The organism is Gordonia sihwensis NBRC 108236 (assembly GCF_000333035.1).
GTDB lineage: Bacteria > Actinomycetota > Actinomycetes > Mycobacteriales > Mycobacteriaceae > Gordonia > Gordonia sihwensis.
Genome location: NZ_BANU01000002.1, coordinates 114,408 through 128,540 on the forward strand (window position 1 = coordinate 114,408; position 14,133 = coordinate 128,540).

At 68.0% G+C, this 14,133-nt stretch carries 16 protein-coding genes; 11 read left to right on the plus strand and 5 right to left on the minus strand.

Going from position 1 to position 14,133, the window contains the following annotated elements:
• The first annotated feature begins 8 nt into the window (after positions 1-8).
• The 4 genes from GSI01S_RS02180 (at position 9) to GSI01S_RS02195 (ending at position 3,632) form a co-directional block, all read left to right on the plus strand.
• Entirely contained in the window at positions 9-1,415 is a 1,407-nt protein-coding gene (locus GSI01S_RS02180) for a trypsin-like peptidase domain-containing protein (RefSeq protein ID WP_006894699.1), read from the plus strand.
• A 73-nt stretch (positions 1,416-1,488) separates the two neighbouring features.
• Positions 1,489-2,010: a MogA/MoaB family molybdenum cofactor biosynthesis protein gene (locus tag GSI01S_RS02185; RefSeq protein ID WP_006894701.1), complete on the plus strand. Its 522-nt coding sequence runs from the start codon at positions 1,489-1,491 to the stop codon at positions 2,008-2,010.
• A 326-nt stretch (positions 2,011-2,336) separates the two neighbouring features.
• Positions 2,337-2,966 (plus strand): MspA family porin, encoded by a 630-nt coding sequence (locus GSI01S_RS02190; protein ID WP_006894702.1) that lies wholly within the window; start codon positions 2,337-2,339, stop codon positions 2,964-2,966.
• A gap of 30 nt (positions 2,967-2,996) precedes the next feature.
• Complete coding sequence (locus GSI01S_RS02195) at positions 2,997-3,632, plus strand: MspA family porin (RefSeq protein ID WP_006894703.1); 636 nt, start codon at positions 2,997-2,999, stop codon at positions 3,630-3,632.
• Positions 3,633-3,716: 84 nt separating this feature from the next.
• On the opposite strand, the gene GSI01S_RS02200 is transcribed toward GSI01S_RS02195, so the two are convergent.
• The 3 genes from GSI01S_RS02200 to GSI01S_RS02210 form a co-directional block, all read right to left on the minus strand.
• Complete coding sequence (locus GSI01S_RS02200; RefSeq protein WP_006894704.1) at positions 3,717-4,400, minus strand: biliverdin-producing heme oxygenase; 684 nt, start codon at positions 4,398-4,400, stop codon at positions 3,717-3,719.
• A 149-nt stretch (positions 4,401-4,549) separates the two neighbouring features.
• Positions 4,550-5,353, minus strand: coding sequence for a large conductance mechanosensitive channel protein MscL (gene mscL / locus GSI01S_RS02205; RefSeq protein WP_006894705.1), 804 nt, complete (start codon positions 5,351-5,353; stop codon positions 4,550-4,552).
• A gap of 95 nt (positions 5,354-5,448) precedes the next feature.
• Positions 5,449-6,102 (minus strand): SAF domain-containing protein, encoded by a 654-nt coding sequence (locus GSI01S_RS02210; protein ID WP_006894706.1) that lies wholly within the window; start codon positions 6,100-6,102, stop codon positions 5,449-5,451.
• A 113-nt stretch (positions 6,103-6,215) separates the two neighbouring features.
• Here GSI01S_RS02210 and nhaA point away from each other — a divergent pair, with 113 nt between their 5' ends.
• The gene (nhaA, locus tag GSI01S_RS02215; RefSeq protein WP_006894707.1) at positions 6,216-7,484 is read left to right on the plus strand and encodes a Na+/H+ antiporter NhaA; all 1,269 of its coding nucleotides are present in this window, start codon (positions 6,216-6,218) and stop codon (positions 7,482-7,484) included.
• 100 nt (positions 7,485-7,584) lie between these two features.
• Complete coding sequence (locus GSI01S_RS02220) at positions 7,585-7,890, plus strand: FmdB family zinc ribbon protein (RefSeq protein ID WP_006894708.1); 306 nt, start codon at positions 7,585-7,587, stop codon at positions 7,888-7,890.
• 37 nt (positions 7,891-7,927) lie between these two features.
• Here GSI01S_RS02220 and GSI01S_RS02225 read toward each other — a convergent pair whose 3' ends face one another.
• Entirely contained in the window at positions 7,928-8,515 is a 588-nt protein-coding gene (locus GSI01S_RS02225; RefSeq protein WP_006894709.1) for a 5-formyltetrahydrofolate cyclo-ligase, read from the minus strand.
• A 59-nt stretch (positions 8,516-8,574) separates the two neighbouring features.
• On the opposite strand from GSI01S_RS02225, the gene GSI01S_RS02230 reads away from it, so the two are divergent.
• From GSI01S_RS02230 to GSI01S_RS02250, 5 genes are all read left to right on the plus strand, one after another.
• On the plus strand, positions 8,575-9,510 hold the full coding sequence (locus GSI01S_RS02230) for a UTP--glucose-1-phosphate uridylyltransferase (RefSeq protein WP_039866719.1): 936 nt from the start codon (positions 8,575-8,577) through the stop codon (positions 9,508-9,510).
• Between the two features lie 134 nt (positions 9,511-9,644).
• A complete protein-coding gene (glp, locus tag GSI01S_RS02235) occupies positions 9,645-10,949 on the plus strand; it encodes a molybdotransferase-like divisome protein Glp (RefSeq protein WP_006894711.1) in 1,305 nt (434 codons plus the stop codon).
• 30 nt (positions 10,950-10,979) lie between these two features.
• A complete protein-coding gene (locus GSI01S_RS02240; protein ID WP_039866720.1) occupies positions 10,980-11,636 on the plus strand; it encodes a GNAT family N-acetyltransferase in 657 nt (218 codons plus the stop codon).
• A gap of 120 nt (positions 11,637-11,756) precedes the next feature.
• Positions 11,757-13,112 (plus strand): SepX/GlpR family protein, encoded by a 1,356-nt coding sequence (locus GSI01S_RS02245; RefSeq protein ID WP_006894713.1) that lies wholly within the window; start codon positions 11,757-11,759, stop codon positions 13,110-13,112.
• A gap of 37 nt (positions 13,113-13,149) precedes the next feature.
• A complete protein-coding gene (locus GSI01S_RS02250; RefSeq protein ID WP_006894714.1) occupies positions 13,150-13,329 on the plus strand; it encodes a hypothetical protein in 180 nt (59 codons plus the stop codon).
• A 24-nt stretch (positions 13,330-13,353) separates the two neighbouring features.
• On the opposite strand, the gene GSI01S_RS02255 is transcribed toward GSI01S_RS02250, so the two are convergent.
• On the minus strand, positions 13,354-14,100 hold the full coding sequence (locus GSI01S_RS02255; protein WP_006894715.1) for a hypothetical protein: 747 nt from the start codon (positions 14,098-14,100) through the stop codon (positions 13,354-13,356).
• Positions 14,101-14,133 lie beyond the last annotated feature (33 nt).

Below are 14,133 nucleotides of genomic sequence, written 5' to 3' on the forward strand. Positions count from 1 at the left end.
TTTAATCCATGACCAACGGCGAACACCCCGGCAACGACGATTGGCGTCAGGTCCCCGGAGATCCGAATCAACCTCCGACCGGCGGACTTCCCACGAATCCCTACGGCAGTGCGGACGCTGGAAACCATTCACCGGGCTCGCCGTCGAACCCGCCCAGCGGTCAGTTCCCGTCGCCGCCTCCGGGAGCGACCGGCCCGCTCGGTCAGTACCCGCGGCCCGATCAGCCGAATGCGCCGTACTACCAGCAGCAGCCGGGCGGAACCGCACCGCTAGGGCAGATGCCGCAGGCGACCGGATCGTCGTCGGCCGACGTTCCGCCGGCACGGTCGAACGGGGGCCGCAAGCTTCTCATCGGCGCCGTGGCCGTCGCGCTCCTCGCGGGCGGCGCGGGAGGAGCGATCGGCGCCTCGGTCGCGGGCGGTTCAAACAAAGACGGATCGTCGACGTCGAACGTCGTCGCCTCCGGACCCACCAACACCGCGCAGCCCAGTGCCGCGCCGGGTTCGGTCCAGGCCACCGCGGCCCAGGTCCTCCCGTCGGTCGTCTCGATCACCGTCGAGGTCGGGAATCAGGTCGGATCGGGCTCGGGCGTCATTCTCAGCGACAACGGCGTGATCCTGACCAACAACCATGTCATCAGCGCCGGCGGCGGTAAGCCCGCGGACAAGATCCTGGTCAGCTTCTACGACGGCAGTCGAGCGATGGCGAAGGTGCTCGGCACCGATCCCACATCCGACATCGCGGTCATCCAGGCCGACAAGACCGGTCTGAGGCCGATCACCATCGGCTCGTCGGCCAACCTCTCGGTAGGCCAGGAGGTGATCGCCGTCGGGTCGCCGCTCGGACTCGAAGGGACGGTCACGACCGGCATCATCAGTTCCCTGAACCGGCCGGTGTCCACCTCCGGCGCCGACGGTTCGGTGGAATCGGTGATGGACGCCATCCAGACCGACGCGGCGATCAACCCGGGCAACTCCGGCGGTGCACTCGTCAACGCCAACGGTGCGTTGATCGGCATCAACACCGCCATCGCGACCGTGAACGGCGGCACTGAGCAGCAGTCCGGCAGCATCGGCCTGGGTTTCGCGATTCCGGTGGACCAGGCGATGCGGATCGCGAACGCGCTGCGCTCGGGCGGCCGTGTCCAGCAGGCGAGCCTCGGCGTCAACGTCCGGCCCAGCAGCGACGTGACGCAGCCGGGCGCCCAGGTGGTGAATGTCGTCGGCGGCGGTGCCGCCGATCAGGCGGGAATCCCGAAGGGCGCGGTCATCACGCAGGTCGAAGACCGCAAGATCGCTTCGTCGGACGCGCTCGTCGCCGCTATCCGTTCCTATGCTCCGGGGGATACCGTGAAGATCACGTACGTCGTCAACGGGCAGACCAAGACCGTCGACGTGAAGCTGGGCGCCAGCTGATCGGCACCGGGCGCCCGGAGGACAAGCCACACACGAGCGCCGCGACGGCGGTGCACTCGAGGAAGGTCGAATCATGATTGACGCCGCAGAAGCCGAAGCCGAAGCCGTGGTCCAGGGCATCGTGACGCCGCGGGCCCTGGTGGTGGTGATCGACGACCGCGCCGTCGGCGGGGAGGATCACGATCTGCTGGGGCCGCTGGTGGTGGAACTGCTCGAGGAGGCGGACTTCCACGTCGACGCGACCACCACGGTCTCCGGCGACGAGGTGGAGATCCGGAACGCGATCAACACCGCCGTGATCGGCGGCGTCGATCTCGTCGTCTCGGTCGGCGGTGTCGGGGTGGGGCCGCGGGACGTGACGCCCGAGGCGGCCGAGCCCCTGCTCGATCGTCGGCTGGCCGGCATCGAGGAGGCCATTCGCAGTTCGGGACTGTCCGCGGGCGCTACCGACGCGGGGCTCTCGCGCGGACTCGCCGGCATCTCGGGGCAGACGGTCGTGGTCAATCTCGCCGACTCCCGCGCGGCCGTCCGTGACGGCATGGCGACGCTGATCCCGTTGGCGCATCACGTCATCGCCGCGATCAGTGAGTTCTGAGACGTCTTCGGCCGACCGGTCGGAGGAGGAGGCGTGGCGTCGCAAGCGGCGCCTCGACGCCGTCTTCGGCGATGAATTGCCCGAGGTCAGGACCGACCCGGGCGAAGACGCGCATTCCGGGCGTGGTCGTCGTTGGTACGACGAGAACCGGCCCCCACACCATAACTAGCGGGTAAGTGACCCTTCTCACGTGAAATCCGGCAATCCTCTCCGGCGCCGAGCGGCGACTGTGCGGCTGGGTTAATCTAAGCCGCGGCTGAGAATCCATTATCTGCCGCACAGTCTTAAGCCGACCATGGTGTCGGTCACGTTGAAGGGTGATACGTGTGAAGTTCAGTGGTGTCGGTAAGCGCCGCGCTGCAGCCCTGGCTGCAGTCGCGCTCACCGCAGTAACCGGAGCAGTAGTCGGAGCAGGTCAGGCTGACGCAGGTCGTCTGCCGGGTGGCCACACCAAGGCCGTCGGTGTCGACGGCCAGGTGGTGGAGATCTCGCGCAGCGGCGAGAGCAGCCGGATCATGCCGTCGTTGGCCGCCAACGGTGCGGGCCGCGCGGCCGCCGTGTCGGGAACCTACAAGACGACCTTGAGCAAGGGCACCGGTGTCATGACCGTCGGTTACCTGGTCGGTTGCCAGGTGAACCTGACGGGCTTCAAGGGCACTCTCTCCGGATCGATTGATCTAACGAAAGCTAGCGTGAGCGCTGGACTGTCTGTGCCTCTGGCACCGGGCCAGGTCGTATTCGCTACGACCGACAAGCTCACCCTCAAGAAGGGTAAGGGCACGGTCATGGTCGACAGCTTCTCGATCGACGTGCAGCAGTGCGGCGGCTACGCCTCGGCACGCTCGGTGGTTCGGGTCGTCGCGGCCGACGGCTACGACGCCCAGGAGAAGTCCCTGTCCGGCAACAGCGGTTACGTGCAGGCCAACCTGCTCGGCACCCCGTTCAGCCTCGGCTGACCCGAGATCACAGACTCACGAGGTAGAAGAATGAACAAGCGCGTAGTCCGCGGTCTCACCGCGTCCGCAGCACTCGTCGGCGCCGTCGCCGCCGGCGCCACGCTCGCCGCTCCGGCCAATGCGGTCGCACTGCCGAGCGTCTCGAAGACCAAGTCGCTGCCCGAGGGCAGTGTCTCCATCAAGCTGTACGGCGAGTCGGCCAGGATCAGCCGCGCCGTCACCAGCACCCCTCTCTCGCGCGAGGTTCTGGTCTCCGGCAAGGTTCGCGTCACCACCACCGGTGGCGTCAAGGGCGGCAGTGTCAATGCCGGTTACATCGTCGGTTGCCAAGTCAATTTCGGCGCAAGTGCGAACGGCGGTGTGGGCGAGACGTACACGTTCGAGTCGGAGAAGGCTGCCCCGTCGGCGAACGCCGGCGGAGCGATTGAGCTTTCCCCGGGCAAGGCTGCTTACACGCCGGTCATCCATTCCGTGGTCGACGACTACGAGACCAACGCGTTCACCTTCAAGAACGCTCAGGGCGGCGTCGCCTACAGCAACGAGCGCTTCGGCGTCGACGGCTGCGCGGGCTACGCCCAGGCGCGTGCCAAGGTGACCGTCCGCGTCTCCACCGACACTTACGTCGGCAACGTGACGCTCTACGGCAAGCCGTTCAGCATCGGCTGACCGAGCACCAGGCGAAAAAGGGCCGCGACCTCCGAGGAGGTCGCGGCCCTTTCCTGTGCCGGTGGCTTTCGAGCCGGGCGCCGGTCAGCGGCGGTAGTCGTCCAGCAGGCCGACCAGTTCGGCGAAGAGTTGCTGGTTGAGTCGGAAGGCCACCCGGACCTCGTCGACGATGCGCTCGCGGTCGGCGGCGCTGAGCGAATCGCCGATCGCGTCGAGCTTGGCCCGGTACGCGTCCTTGTAGGGCTTGTTCGCGGTGGCGAGCTCGAAGGAGTACATCGAGACGCCCTCGCCGCCGAGCTCGAACTCCCGGTCCAGGAGGCGGCCGATGGCCTGGCCGCCGGACAGGTCGCCGAGGTAGCGCGTGTAGTGGTGAGCCACCAGATGGCCACCCCACGACGCGGATTCGGTGATGCGCGCGGCATAGGCGTCGGCGGCCGGAGAGTCGACCGGCTCGGGAACGATGCCCCCGCGCGCGCTCCAGTGAGCCAGATCGGCGTCGATCGTCGCGACCCGCTCCAGCGCCGGGTCGTGGACCAGTGACACCTGGGGGTCGTCGGCGAGGGCACGCGATGCGCGCTCGAGCGCGTCGTACACGATGCGCAGGCGCTGCAGGTAAGCGATGTACCCAGCCTCGTTGATCCGGCCGGCCAGCAGCTCAGAGATGAACTCGGAGTTCTCGGCCTGCTCGTGCTCGGAGGACGATCCCTGCTTCATCTGCTCCGACAAGCGGAGGTCTGCCGCGAGGTCGGGAGATGCGGTGGTCGGCATAACGTCCCCTTCAGAGATCGAGTTAAAGGCAAGGCTAAGGTAACAATTTCGCGTCGTACACGCGAGTCGGAGTGCCCGAAAACGACGCACGGCACCCGCCCCGCAGCGGGTGCCGTGCGTCTCGTCGAGAATTCGGTCTCGTCGATGAGTCAGCGTGAGTGACGCGGCGCGTCACCGGGATTCTGACCCGGAGGCGGCGGGTACTGGCCCGGAGCGTACTGACCCGGGGGCAGATTGCCCGGAGGCGGGTACTCGCCCGGCGCCGGATTCGGGGTCGGAAAGCCTCCGGTCGGCGGGCCGGACGGCGGCGTGAAACCCTGGTGCCCCGGCTGCTGCTCGTGCTGCGGGTGGGCCTGCGGCGGAGCCTGCTGCGCCTGAGGCGGGATGTTCATGGTCTGCGTCCGATCGCCGTAGCCGGGTGACGGGGGAGGCGCCATCGGCGCAGGCGTCGGTGCCGGCTCGCGGTTCGCGCGATCGGCGGCAGCCATCTCCGCCTCCTTCGCGGCCTTCTCGGCTTCGTCGCGCTCCTTGGCGTCGGGGTCGAGGGCATTGCGGATCTGCGTCAGCAGGACGATCTCGGGATCCGGATCCTCCTCCTTGTCCTGGAGCTTCCGGAGTTCCTGCAGCTTGTTGTACGGAACGACGATCAGGAAGTAGACCACCGCGGCGACGATGATGAAGTTGATGACCGCGGAGATGACGGCACCGAAGTCGAGGAAGGTCGCGGGGTCGTCGGACTTGATCGAGAATCCGAACCCGCAGATCTGGGCGGGGCCACTGGCGGCGCCGTCCGCGGTGGGGCAGTCGCCGCTGGGAATCGTGGCGAGGAGGGGATTGATGATCTTCTCGGTGAATGCGGTGACAATCGCCGTGAACGCCGCACCGATAATCACCGCTGTGGCCAGTTCGACCACATTGCCCCGCATTATGAAGTCTTTGAAACCTTTGAGCACGCGCGTCCCCTCTGATCTTGGTGCTATTGCTGGTTGCTGAGTCTAAACCACATATAAAGGTTTCGTGCGGTGGAACAGGACCGTTCGGCTGTCATTCAGTGGAGTATGACGGCCAAGGCCATGTCTAATCCGGTCGATGCCACTCGGCGGGCCGCCTGCTCGTTCATCGCCAGAAGAATCGGCGTCGCCGCCGAGTTCATCGGTTTGCCCGACGGATTCGACGGTTCGCCGGCGACTATCGCGCCTCGGGCCAGAACGGTGGCCTCCGAATCGAGGACGTCCACCACGTCGCCCTGGCGGACCAGGGCGACGACCGACTCGTCGGCGGGGCGGATCGGCACCAGCCGCGCTCCCGGATCGCCGGTCAGTGCGGTGGGCAGCCGCGACGTGAGCAGCCGTGTCTCGGTGATCATCTCGCCGCGGCGCACCGGTCCGGTCAGCTTGCGGCCGATCGCGGAGCCGGTATCGGTGAGCGCACCGGGAGGGGACAGGTCGGCCGGTACGGCACGCGCGGCGAGATCCGCGGCGGTGAGGAGAGTGCCCGGTCGAAGATCGGTCGCAGCCGTCAGTACGATCGGCGAACCGACGTGCCGCCGCGATACGGCGAATGCGCCGAGCGCGGCGATGACGAGAAGTGCCGCAGCGATTCGTCGAATCCGAATTGACCGAAATCGTCCAGTGCCGAGAATGGCCTGCACCCGAGACAACGCGCTCGGTGAGAGGTGGCCGGGGCGATGCGAAATCGTCATACCTCAACAGTCCGCTGGGTGGCGCCGCCGGTCGTGGGCAATTCGCCGATTGTGGATGCGCACGCTCGCTCGACAACGATTTCCACAGATTCGGTGTCTGCAAAGATGTGTACATGAGCGATCACGGGGTCTACGGCCCATCGACGACCGACTCGGGGACCGATCAGGGATCGTCGCGGCGACAGGCGTGGAAGGGCTGGATCAGCGGTGACATCCAGGGCGGCGCGGTTCTTCTGGTCGCCGCACTGCTCGGCTTCGCCCTCGCGAACTCGCCGTGGCGCGAGGGGTATCACTCGATGCTGGAAACCGTGGTGGGGCCGGCGTCGCTTCATCTCGACCTGTCGCTGGCCGAGTGGGCGGCCGACGGTCTGCTCGCGATCTTCTTCTTCGTCGTCGGGCTCGAACTCAAGCACGAATTCGTCGCAGGCAGTCTGCGTGACCCGCGCCGCGCCGGTGTGCCCGTGGCGGCGGCGGTGGGCGGGATGGTGGTTCCCGCACTCATCTATGTGGCGATCGTCGCCACCAACGATCCCGAGGCGCTGCGCGGGTGGGCGACGCCGACCGCTACCGACATCGCCTTCGCGCTGGCGGTGTTCGCGATCTTCGGCGCAGGACTGCCCAGCGCGCTGCGCGTCTTCCTGATGACACTCGCGGTGGTCGACGACCTGCTCGGAATCATCGTGATCGCCACGGTCTACACCGAGACCATCGACTTCGTGATGCTCGCGATCGGGCTGGTCTGCGTCGTGGCCTTCGGGTTCGCGGTGAGATTGCGTCGCACGCACTGGTGGATTCTGGCGCCGCTGGGGCTGGCCGCGTGGGGATTCGTCCACGCGTCCGGTGTCCATTCCACCGTGGCCGGCGTCCTCCTCGGTTTCGCGGTCCCCGCCGCTCTGGTATTCGACGAGCGTCACCCGCGCACCGAATCGTTCGCGGAGACCGTGGCGCCGATCTCGGCGGGCATCGCCCTGCCGTTGTTCGCGTTCGCCTCTGCGGGTGTGACGGTCATCGGGGTGGGGCACATCGTGCAGCCGGTGAGCATCGGCGTGTTCTGCGGTCTCGTGGTCGGCAAAGTGCTCGGAGTGGTGGTCACCACCTTCCTGGTGACACGGCTGACGCCGCTGCGTCTCGCGGAGGGCATCTCTGTGCGCAGCCTCGTGCCCGTGGGACTGCTGACAGGTATCGGCTTCACAGTCGCACTGCTGATCGCCGAACTGTCGTTCTCCGACGCCACCGGTCTCCCCGCGGATCACCAACCCGCGGCGAAGGTGGGGATCCTGCTCGGTTCGCTGGTCGCGGCCGTCCTCGGCGGTGCGTTGCTCCGGTGGGACGTGCGGCATGCGCGCGTGAACGGCGAGGCCGCCGTCGAGCTGGACGACTAGGCCGAAAGCACTCGATCCGCACCGTCGCTGGCACTCGGAATGATTGAGTGCCAGATTCGGTTTACACTAGACAACGAGTTCTCGACCTTCGGAGGTTTCCGTGCCCACCTACAGCTACGCGTGCACTGAGTGCGACAACAAGTTCGACATCCAGCAGGCGTTCTCTGACGACTCGCTGACCGAGTGCCCGCAGTGCAGCGGCCGCTTGCGCAAGCTCTTCAATTCGGTCGGCATCGTCTTCAAGGGCAGCGGTTTCTACCGCACCGACTCTCGCTCGGGCGGATCGGTGGCGGCCAATTCCTCCTCCAGCGACTCCGGCTCGACCTCGTCGTCGTCCGACTCGTCGACGAGCGGTTCGGCCTCCGGGACGAGCGCCGCGGCGGCACCGGCGGCAGCCTCCGCCTGACACGGGCTCGCGCGGGTCGCTCCGCGCAAATGTCCGATCAGCCCGGTGACACGCGGCTGAATCCGCCGCCCGGGGTCAGCACCCAGTCCATCGGGACGTCGTTGGCCTCGTGCGGGACGCCGTCGTCGAACAACTCGGCATCGTGCACCACGGCCACCACCGGCGCCTCCACAGCGGCGAGGGTGCGGTCGTAATAGCCGGCACCCCGGCCGAGCCGCGCGCCGGTGCGGTCGGCGGCCACCGCCGGGACCAGGATGAGGGCGGCGTCGTGCAGCACATCCGGATCGAGCCGGTAGCCCTGAGGTTCGAGCAGGCGCCACCGGCCCTGAGTCAGTGAGCTCTCGCCGCGGTACTCGCCCCACTGCAGTCGTGCCGGATCGCCCTCGGGGACGATCGGCAGCAGCACCCGCAGCCCCTGATCGAGCAGCGCGTCGAGCATCGCGGTCCCGCCGGGTTCGGCGCGGGTGGCGACGTACGCCGCGACCGTGTCGCCCGCGGCGAGTTCGACGGGCAACCGATACATCCATTCGGCGAGTTCCGCATTGCACTGGGCGAGAACGAAGGGCGACATCCGGGACCTGGCATCGAGGACGCGGCGCCGCATGTCGGACTTTTCGGTGCTCATGGCTCCCTTTCAGAGACTCACGTCCGATCCTGCCAGAAACGGCCATTACGCTGAGGCACATGTCCGACACCTCCGCTCGACCGTCAGGCCGGCGCGCCGTGATGCATGCGCCGCCCATCCCGTACACCGCCGTCGTTCCCGCGGCCGGTCTCGGCACCAGGTTTCTGCCGGCCACCAAGACGGTGCCGAAGGAACTGCTGCCCATCGTCGACACCCCCGGCATCGAGTTGGTGGCCGAAGAGGCGAAGTCGGCGGGTGCCGAGCGGCTGCTGATCGTCACCTCGCCGGGTAAAGACGGTGTGGTCGCGCACTTCGTCGAAGACCTGGTCCTCGAGGGCCGCCTAGCCAAGCGCGGCAAGGAGGCGATGCTCGCCAAGGTGCGGAACGCCCCGTCGCTGCTGGAGGTGGACTCGGTGGTGCAGGACCGCCCGCTCGGCCTCGGCCACGCCGTCGGCTGCGTGGAACCGGAACTGGCCGACGACGAGGATGCGATCGCGGTGCTGCTGCCCGACGATCTGGTGCTGCCCGGTGGAGTCCTCGGCCGGATGGCGGCCGCACACGCTCGGTACGGCGGCAGCGTCCTGTGCGCGATCGAGGTGCCCGGGGAGAAGATCAGCGCGTACGGCGTCTTCGACGTCGAGGAGGTCGCCGACGATCCGGAGGTCAAGCGGGTGCGCGGCATGGTCGAGAAGCCGCCCGCAGCGGAAGCTCCCTCGAATCTGGCGGCGGCGGGCCGGTACATCCTCGACCGCAAGATCTTCGACGCGTTGCGCACCATCGAGCCGGGCGCGGGCGGCGAACTCCAGCTGACGGATGCGATCGCGTTGTTGATCGAGTGGGGCGAGCCCGTCCATGTCGTGGTCCACGAGGGCAGCCGGCACGATCTCGGGAATCCCGGCGGATATCTGAAGGCCGCCGTCGACTTCGCTCTCGACCGTGACGACTACGGTCCGGAGCTGCGGGAATGGCTGGTTCGACGGCTCGCCGACGACTGACCGATCTCGCTGTGTTCAGCGCGCCTGCGGGCTCTGCGCGAAGCGGGCCGTTAGCCTCGAACTGCGCGTTGCCCGGTCGTGCGAGCGGTCGGCGCGCACCGATCTGAGACCACTCGGGGGACGTGAGGAGAACTATGCGCTCGGTCGAGGACCATTTGAGCCTCGTGACGGCTTCGGTGGTCGCACCGCGACCGGTGCAGGTGGCCATCTCCGAGGCCGAGGGCCTGCTGTGCGCGGAGGAGGTCGTCACCTCCGACCCGCTGCCCGGTTTCGATCAAGCCGCCGTCGACGGTTACGCGGTGCGCGCGGTGGATGTGGCGCCGGCCGGCGCTCCCGCCCCCGACGATGTGACCGAGCTGAACGCGGACGGGATCGAGGTGGAGGAACTCGACGACAGCGGCCGGCTCGTGGTGCATCTCCCGGTGGTCGGAGACGTGACCGCGGGTTCGCGCACCCCGACCCGGCTGCAGCCGGGACAGGCGGTCCGGGTCGAGACCGGAGCGCCGATGCCCACGCTGGCCGACGCGGTCGTGCCGGTCAGATGGACCGACGGGGGCGAATCGCGGGTGATGGTCGGGCACGCCGTCGACAGCGGCGACTACGTCCGGCGCACCGGCGACGACGTCCGTCCCGGTGACGTCGCGGTCAGCGCGGGCGCGGTGATCGGCCCCGCGCAGGTCGGTCTGCTGGCCGCGGTCGGACGGTCGCGGGTCCTGGTGCATCCGCGACCGCGGGTCTCGGTGATCGCCGTCGGCAACGAACTGGTCGACATCGATCGGAAACCCGGTGCCGGGCAGGTCTTCGACATCAACAGCTATTCCCTCGCGGCCGCCGCGCGCGACGCCGGCGCCGACGTGCACCGCCTCGGGATCGCCGAGCGCGACCCCGCCCGCCTGCGCGAAGCCGTGGAGGCCCAGCTGATCCGGTCGGAGATCGTGGTGATCTGCGGATCGATCGGCGGGGCCGCGTCGCGCGCCGTGGGCGAGGCGCTCGCCGATCTCGGCGACCTCGAGATCGGGCGTGTGGCAATGCATCCGGGATCGGTGCAGGGCTTCGGACGGCTCGGGCGGGACGAGATCCCCACCTTCCTGCTGCCCGCCAACCCGGTCAGCGCGCTCGTCACCTTCGAAGTGATGGTCCGGCCCCTCATCCGCATCGCCCTCGGCAAACGGCAGCCGATGCGGCGCATGGTGACGGCACGGACGATCGGCCCGATTCTGTCGGTGGAGGGCCGGCGCGGATTCCTGCGCGGCCAGCTGATGCGCGACGAGCGGTCCGGGGAGTATCTCGTCCAGGTGATCGGCGAGTCGGAGAGCGGCGCCTCCCATCTGCTGGCGGAGTTGGCCGAGGCCAACTGCCTGATCGTGGTGGACGAGGACGTCGAAGAACTGCGGACCGGTGATCACGTCGATGTCATGTTCTTGGCGCAGCGCGGATAGCGGGCCGGGCCGCCTGACTACAATCGCCCTGTGCTGAGGTGGTTGGTCGATTCGCCGCGGAGCCCGGGTTGGCCGGCGGAGCTGGGACCCGTCCGGGTCAAGTCCGGTGTGGTTCGCGTGCGCCCGATCCGGATGCGTGATGCGGGCGAGTGGAGTCGACTGCGGATCAAAAACCAGAACGACCTGCTTCCGTGGGAACCGACCGGCCAGGGGCCGTGGGACGCGCGCCACCAGCCGTCGTCCTGGGCGCCGCTGTTCTCGCTCCTGAAGTCCGAGGCCAAGCGCGGAACGGTGCTGCCCTTCGTGATCGAGGTGGACGGACGGTACGCCGGGCAGCTGACCATCGGCAACGTTCAGCGCGGGGCGGTGCGCAGCGCGTGGATCGGGTACTGGGTCGATTCCGACGTGGCGGGCGGTGGCGTGGCCTCGGCCGCCGTGGCGCTGGGTGTCGATCACGCCTTCGGGCCGGTCGGACTGCACCGGCTGGAAGCCACCGTGCAGCCGGAGAACGCGGCGTCGCAGGCGGTGCTGACCAAGATCGGCTTCCGTCGCGAGGGATTGTTGAAGCGGTACATGGATGTGAACGCGCGGTGGCGCGACCATCTGCTGTTCGGGCTTACCGTCGACGAGGTGTCGGGGAGCGCGGTCGACACACTGATCCGCGCCGGTCGCGCCCACGCCGTCTGAGGTGCTGATCGTTCGCTGAGAAATGGAAGTTCCCCGGCGCGCCTGAGCCGCACGCCGTCGGACGGTTCCTACCCTGTGGAGTGGATACTCGTCGCTCGACCCGGAAAGGAGCTGCCGGTCATGCCGACTTCTGTGCTGTGGGTGACCCTGATCGCAGTTTGGCTGTTCGTGCTGGTCCCCATGGTGCTGCGCGGTCGGCCTCAGGCCCGCAAGACAACCGAAGCGGCTGCGAACACCCGCCTGGTGCACCGTGGCGGCTCGAGTCGGCGGACGTCGAGCAGGACCGCGGCTCGGGCGCGCGCCGCCCAGCGCGCAGCCGCGAAGGCCGCCGAACAGGCGAAGGCCGCGCAGCGCAAGGCCGACGTCACGGCCGTTTCCGCGACGCAAGCGGCGGACGAAGCGGATGCGGCAGTCGACGATCGGGATGACGACGTCGACCGTCTGGAGGCCGATTCGGGGGTCATCGAGACCGTCGACGCGGAGCTCGTCGACGAAGCCGGAGACCAGACACCGGCGGAGACCGAGGACGACGATGTGGTCGATGTCGAACTCGACGACGCCGACCTGGATGGACTGGACGACGCCGAGATGGTCGACGCCGAAGAGTCTGCCGAGGAGCCTGAGGCGGAGTCTGAGGCGGGGCCGGATGTGGACGTCCTGTCGGCGGTCGAGATGACCGACCAGATCCCGGTGGTTGTAGCGGACGTGGTCGACCTCGACGAGGCACAGGCCGCGCGTGACGCGGATCAGATCCCGGTGGACGAGGCATACGACGAGGCGAACGACGGCGAGGTGTTCGAGGAAGACCAGTACGAGGAGCACGCCGAGGACGACCAGGACGCGTACGAGTACGACGAGTACGACGCCGAGGACGACGAGAGCGAGTACGCGCAGGACGAGTACGCGCAGGACGATGACGACGATGCAGCGGCGGCGGGCGAGTTCGGCTCCGTCCTGGACGACGACGCGGGGTCTGCTCCGACGGCGCGCGAACTGCGCGGTCGCGGCGGGCGCGGACCGGACCATGTGGCCGAACGCGAGCGGATGCAGTACCGCGAACGGCAGCGGATGGTCCTCATCCTGGCGGTGCTCACGATCGGATCTATCGTCGGCGCATTCGTCTTCCGGCCGTGGGGGATCATCGCCGCGGTCGCGATGGTCACGGTGTTCTCGCTGTATCTGGTGTTCCTGCGCAGAACGGTGCGTGAGGAGCACGCGCGAGCTGCTCAGCGCGCGGCTCGCCGCCGACGTCAGCGGTTGGAGGACGAGCGGCTGCAGTCTCGTCGAGCCGAACCCACCTACATGGAGCCGCCCGCACGCCTCCGCCGGCCCGGCGGAGCGATCGTCCTCGAGATCGACGACGAGGACCCGGCCTTCGACCATCTCCCGGCTTACGACTTCGCCTACCAGTCCGAGTACGACGACAGCGCCGACGATGATCACGACAGCCTGCAGTTCCGTCGAACGGCTGTGTAACGCTGCCGTGCGGCATGATTCGCCCTAGGCTGGAGACATGAGCGACGACGACCAGTGGTACTTCGATCTCTCCACGGGCAACGTGACGCAGGGCAAGATCGGCAACGTATTCAATCGGATGGGACCCTATCCGGATGAGGCGACGGCGCGTCGTGCGCTGGAGATCGCCGCCGCGCGCAACGCGGCGGCCGATTCTCAGGACGACGAGGAGTCGTAGGCGTCTTCCGCGAGATGCACGCTGTCAGGGCTGCTCGCCGGTGCTGATCGTGTCGGGGTGGGCGACTACCCATTCCCTGCACAGTTTGGCAGCGCGGCGAAGTGCGATGAGTTCACCGAGATAGCTCGCGGCGCCGCCGACGAACGGGATCCAGCCCAGCCAGCTCAACAGGCGTGGAGAGCCCGGTCGATCGCCGAGCGACCGGGACAGGTCGTGAAGGGTGCGGCCAACGCTCCACAGCCGGGACACGAACGCCTTCTCTCGGCGGGTCGAACCGTCGTCGAAGGGTTCGGCGTCGGCAGGGGATTCGAGTCGGACATCGAGGTTCCGGCCGAACAGGATCGATGCGAGCATCGTGACCGCGGCGTCGCGTGACACCACGCCGTACTCACGGCTCACCGCACGCAGCACCAGCGCCTGGCTGGCGAATCCCAGGTAATCGGACATCGGCAGCTTCTTGGTCCAGGGACCGAAGATGCTGGGGAACGCGACGCCGCCGGTCGTCACCAGACCGATGCGGGAGACCCACCAGTCGGCGTGGTCGCGCAGTGGCAGGTCGTCCCATCCGGCGGTACCCGGCCAGTCGAGGACGTTGAGAACGCCGGACGCTGCGACGGCACTGCGGTCGAGGCAGTTCCGCGGATTCTGGAAGGCGTGCGTCCGAGGCTTCAGGTCCAGCGGATCGGCGGTGATGAGCACGTCGAGCATCGGGTCGATCGTCGCGATCGCACGGTCGAGGACCGTCGCGACCTCTGTATCACTGAGCGCCATGCCGCTGAGCTTATCGTCGTGGGCCGGGGCGTG

Coding starts and splice junctions, on each gene's coding strand:
- GSI01S_RS02245 (WP_006894713.1), top strand. CDS start 11,757: ATGCCGACTTCTGTGCTGTGGGTGACCCTGATCGCAGTTTGGCTGTTC.
- GSI01S_RS02210 (WP_006894706.1), bottom strand. CDS start 6,102: ATGACGATTTCGCATCGCCCCGGCCACCTCTCACCGAGCGCGTTGTCT.
- nhaA (WP_006894707.1), top strand. CDS start 6,216: ATGAGCGATCACGGGGTCTACGGCCCATCGACGACCGACTCGGGGACC.
- GSI01S_RS02180 (WP_006894699.1), top strand. CDS start 9: ATGACCAACGGCGAACACCCCGGCAACGACGATTGGCGTCAGGTCCCC.
- GSI01S_RS02185 (WP_006894701.1), top strand. CDS start 1,489: ATGATTGACGCCGCAGAAGCCGAAGCCGAAGCCGTGGTCCAGGGCATC.
- GSI01S_RS02255 (WP_006894715.1), bottom strand. CDS start 14,100: ATGGCGCTCAGTGATACAGAGGTCGCGACGGTCCTCGACCGTGCGATC.
- GSI01S_RS02195 (WP_006894703.1), top strand. CDS start 2,997: ATGAACAAGCGCGTAGTCCGCGGTCTCACCGCGTCCGCAGCACTCGTC.
- glp (WP_006894711.1), top strand. CDS start 9,645: ATGCGCTCGGTCGAGGACCATTTGAGCCTCGTGACGGCTTCGGTGGTC.
- GSI01S_RS02250 (WP_006894714.1), top strand. CDS start 13,150: ATGAGCGACGACGACCAGTGGTACTTCGATCTCTCCACGGGCAACGTG.
- GSI01S_RS02225 (WP_006894709.1), bottom strand. CDS start 8,515: ATGAGCACCGAAAAGTCCGACATGCGGCGCCGCGTCCTCGATGCCAGG.
- GSI01S_RS02200 (WP_006894704.1), bottom strand. CDS start 4,400: ATGCCGACCACCGCATCTCCCGACCTCGCGGCAGACCTCCGCTTGTCG.
- GSI01S_RS02230 (WP_039866719.1), top strand. CDS start 8,575: ATGTCCGACACCTCCGCTCGACCGTCAGGCCGGCGCGCCGTGATGCAT.